Origin of the sequence: uncultured Amnibacterium sp., from assembly GCF_964250715.1 — a bacterium.
Taxonomy (GTDB): domain Bacteria; phylum Actinomycetota; class Actinomycetes; order Actinomycetales; family Microbacteriaceae; genus Amnibacterium.
This window is the reverse complement of the sequence record NZ_CAXUGX010000023.1, coordinates 1-3,742: the sequence shown is the minus strand read 5'-3', so window position 1 is coordinate 3,742 and position 3,742 is coordinate 1. Positions and strand designations below refer to the sequence as shown.

Genomic DNA, 3,742 nt, shown 5'->3' with positions numbered 1-3,742 from the left:
ACCTGGGACCTCTTCGTTATCAGCGAAGCGCTCTAACCGCCTGAGCTATAGCCCCGTAGGCCGCCGCACGCTGAGCGCAGTGCGGTCCGGCCGACTGCCGAGACTACCGGACGGGCTACTGGTTGGTGAAACCGACGAGGATGCCGCCGGTGACGCGCACGCTCAGGTTGTAGAGCAGGCAGGCGATCGCTCCGAGCACGGTGCCGACGATCACGTTCAGAGCCGCGATGATCAGCGAGAATCCCATCACCTGGGCGAGGGAGAGCACGCTGTTCACGCTGAACTTCTGGTTGTCCGACACGTCCTGCACGATGCTGCTGACCTGCCCGAAGATGCCGGTCGAGGCGAGCACCGTCCAGATCAGGAACACGGCGACGACCAGCACGACCCCGAGTACCGCCGAGACCAGGAACGACAGCTTCACCGCCGACCAGAAGTCGACGTAGACCAGCTTCAATCGCACCTGTTTCGCAGCCACGGGGCGCGGCGACTTCATGGACAGCTTCTCCGCGACCGACGTCGGCGGCTGATCAGCCGGTCGGATCGGCCGGTCCGTCGTTCTCACCGAGCTCATCAGCTACGCGCGCCTCCACCGTCTTTTCGCCGTTCCGGGCGACAGCGATGATTCTGTCATCGTCGGCGAACCGAGCGAACACCACGCCCATCGTGTCGCGGCCCTTTGCCGGCACTTCGGCCACGGCCGATCGCACGACCTTACCCCCGGCGAGTACCACCAGGACCTCGTCGTTCTCGTCCACGATCAGCGCGCCGACCAGATCGCCGCGCGCCTCCGCGAGTTTGGCCACCTTGATACCGAGGCCCCCGCGCTGCTGCAGCCGGTACTGATCGACCGCGGTCCGCTTGGCGTAGCCGCCCTCGGTGACGATGAAGACGTACCCGGAGTCGCTGACCACGGCGGCGGCGAGCAGCTGGTCGTCGCCGCGGAAGTGCATCCCGATGACCCCGGCGGTGCTGCGCCCCATCGGCCGCAGCGTCTCGTCGTTCGCGGTGAAGCGCACCGACATGCCCTTGCGGGAGACGAGCAGCAGGTCGGAGTCCTGCTCGACGAGCAGCGCCGCGATCACCTCGTCGTCCTCACGCAGGTTGATCGCGATGATGCCGCCGACCCGGTTGGTGTCGTACTCGGTGAGGGAGGTCTTCTTGACGAGGCCGCTCCGCGTCGCGAGCACCAGGTACTGGGCGACGGTGTAGTCGCGGATGTCCAGCACCTGCGCGATCGACTCGTCGGGCTGCAGGGCGAGCAGGTTCGCGACGTGCTGCCCGCGCGCATCGCGCCCGGCCTCCTGCAGCTCGTACGCCTTCACCCGGTAGACGCGGCCCTTGGAGGTGAAGACCAGCAGCCAGTGGTGGGTGGTGGTCACGAAGACCTGGTCGACGACATCGTCCGCGCGCAGCTGTGCGCCCCGCACACCGCGGCCACCGCGGCGCTGGGCGCGGTACTGGTCGCTGCGGGTGCGCTTGATGTAGCCGCCGCGCGTCAGCGTGACGACGACGTCCTCCTCCGGGATCAGATCCTCGACGCTCATGTCGCCGTCGAAGCCGGGCATGATCACCGTGCGGCGGTCGTCCCCGAAGCGGTCGACGATCGCTGCGAGCTCCTCGCTGATGATCGAGCGCTGGCGGGAGGGACTCGCCAGGATGTCCTTGTAGTCGGCGATCAAGCGCTCCAGCTCGGCGGCCTGATCGATGATGCGCTGCCGTTCGAGGGCGGCCAGGCGGCGCAGCTGCAGGCTGAGGATGGCGTTCGCCTGCGCCTCGTCGATGTCGAGCAGCTCGATCAGCCCGACCCGGGCCTCGTCGGCGGTCGGAGACCGGCGGATGAGCGCGATCACGTCGTCCAGGGCGTCGAGCGCCTTCAGGTAGCCGCGCAGGATGTGCGCATCCGCCTCGGCCTTGTTCAACCGGTATCGCGTGCGCCGCTGGATGACGTCGATCTGGTGGTCGACCCAGGCCGTGATGAAGCCGTCCAGCGCCAGTGTGCGGGGCACGCCGTCGACCAGGGCCAGCATGTTGGCGCCGAAGTTCTCCTGCAGCTGCGTGTGCTTGTACAGGTTGTTCAGCACGACCTTCGGGACGGCGTCGCGCTTCAGCACGATGACCAGCCGCTGCCCGGTGCGGCCCGAGGTCTCATCGCGCAGGTCGGCGATACCACCCATGCGGCCCTCACGCACCAGCGTGGCGATCTTGTCCGCCAGGGTGTCGGGGTTCACCTGGTACGGCAGCTCGGTGGCGACCAGGCAGGTGCGGCCCTGGATCTCCTCCACGCTCACCACCGACCGCATGGTGATGGAGCCACGACCGGTGCGGTACGCGTCCTCGATACCGCGGGTGCCCAGGATCTGCGCACCGGTGGGGAAGTCCGGTCCGGTGATGCGCTCCATCAGCGCCACGAGGATCTCCTCGCGGTTCGCGTCCGGGTGCTGCAGCACCCACTGGGCGCCGGCGGCGACCTCGCGCAGATTATGCGGCGGGATGTTCGTCGCCATGCCGACGGCAATGCCGGCGGAGCCGTTGACCAGCAGGTTCGGGAAGCGCGCCGGGAGCACGATCGGCTCCTGCGTCTTGCCGTCGTAGTTGTCCTGGAAGTCGACGGTGTCCTCGTCGATGTCCCGGACCATCTCCATGGCGAGCGGCGCCATCTTGGTCTCGGTGTAGCGGGGGGCCGCAGCCGGGTCGTTGCCCGGCGAGCCGAAGTTGCCCTGCCCGAGGGCCAGGGGATACCGCATCGTCCAGTCCTGCACCAGGCGGACGAGGGTGTCGTAGATGGCGGTATCGCCGTGCGGATGGAACTGCGCCATCACGTCGCCGACGACGCGGGCGCACTTGTTGAAGGAGCGGTCGGGCCGGTAGCCGCCGTCGTACATCGCATAGATGACGCGGCGGTGCACCGGCTTCAGCCCGTCCCGCACCTCGGGCAGAGCCCGGGCGACGATCACGCTCATCGCGTAGTCCAGATACGACCGCTGCATCTCCAGCTGCAGGTCGACCTGCTCGATGTTGTCCATACGTGTTCCTTCTTGTATTCAGGCCGACTCACCCGGAGTAGCGCGCGAGAGCACGATCAGGGCACGGCTGGTGTCGATCGCAACCCGCCGCGGCGCTCGACCGACTCAGATGTCGAGGAACCGCACGTCTTTGGCGTTCTGCAGGATGAAGTTGCGGCGCGACTCCACGTCCTCGCCCATCAGCGTGGAGAAGACCTCGTCGGCTGCGGCGGCGTCCTCAAGCGTGACCTGGCGCAGGGTGCGCGTCTCGGGGTTCATGGTGGTCTCCCACAGCTCGGAGTAGTCCATCTCGCCCAGCCCCTTGTAGCGCTGCACGCCGCTCTCCTTCGGGACGCGGTGGCCGCGGGCCAGCCCGTCGGCCAGCACGGCGTCGCGTTCACGATCGCTGAACACGTACTCGTGGGGCGCGTTGCTCCACTTGAGGCGGTACAGCGGCGGCTGTGCGAGGTAGACGTAGCCCAGTTCGATCAGCGGCCGCATGAACCGGAAGACGAGCGTCAGCAGCAGGGTGGTGATGTGCTGGCCGTCCACGTCGGCATCGGCCATCAGCACGATCTTGTGATATCGCGCCTTCTCGGCGTTGAACTCCTCGCCGATGCCGCAGCCGAAGGCGGTGATCATCGCCTGCACCTCGGCATTGCCGAGCGCGCGGTCGAGGCGGGCCTTCTCGACGTTCAGGATCTTGCCGCGCAGCGGCAGGATCGCCTGCGTCTCGG

Annotated in this window: 3 protein-coding genes; all 3 read right to left on the bottom strand. The window is 67.6% G+C overall.

What is annotated here, in order from left to right; translation table 11 throughout:
- Positions 1–115 precede the first annotated feature (115 nt).
- On the bottom strand, positions 116–496 hold the full coding sequence (locus tag ACFE7H_RS13625; protein ID WP_375401781.1) for a DUF3566 domain-containing protein: 381 nt from the start codon (positions 494–496) through the stop codon (positions 116–118).
- A gap of 34 nt (positions 497–530) precedes the next feature.
- The gene (gene gyrA / locus ACFE7H_RS13620; RefSeq protein ID WP_375401780.1) at positions 531–3,026 is read right to left on the bottom strand and encodes a DNA gyrase subunit A; all 2,496 of its coding nucleotides are present in this window, start codon (positions 3,024–3,026) and stop codon (positions 531–533) included.
- A gap of 105 nt (positions 3,027–3,131) precedes the next feature.
- A partial coding sequence (locus ACFE7H_RS13615; protein ID WP_375401779.1) for a toprim domain-containing protein occupies positions 3,132–3,742 on the bottom strand: 611 nt, incomplete at its 5' end.

Coding starts and splice junctions, on each gene's coding strand:
- ACFE7H_RS13625 (WP_375401781.1), bottom strand. CDS start 496: ATGAAGTCGCCGCGCCCCGTGGCTGCGAAACAGGTGCGATTGAAGCTG.
- gyrA (WP_375401780.1), bottom strand. CDS start 3,026: ATGGACAACATCGAGCAGGTCGACCTGCAGCTGGAGATGCAGCGGTCG.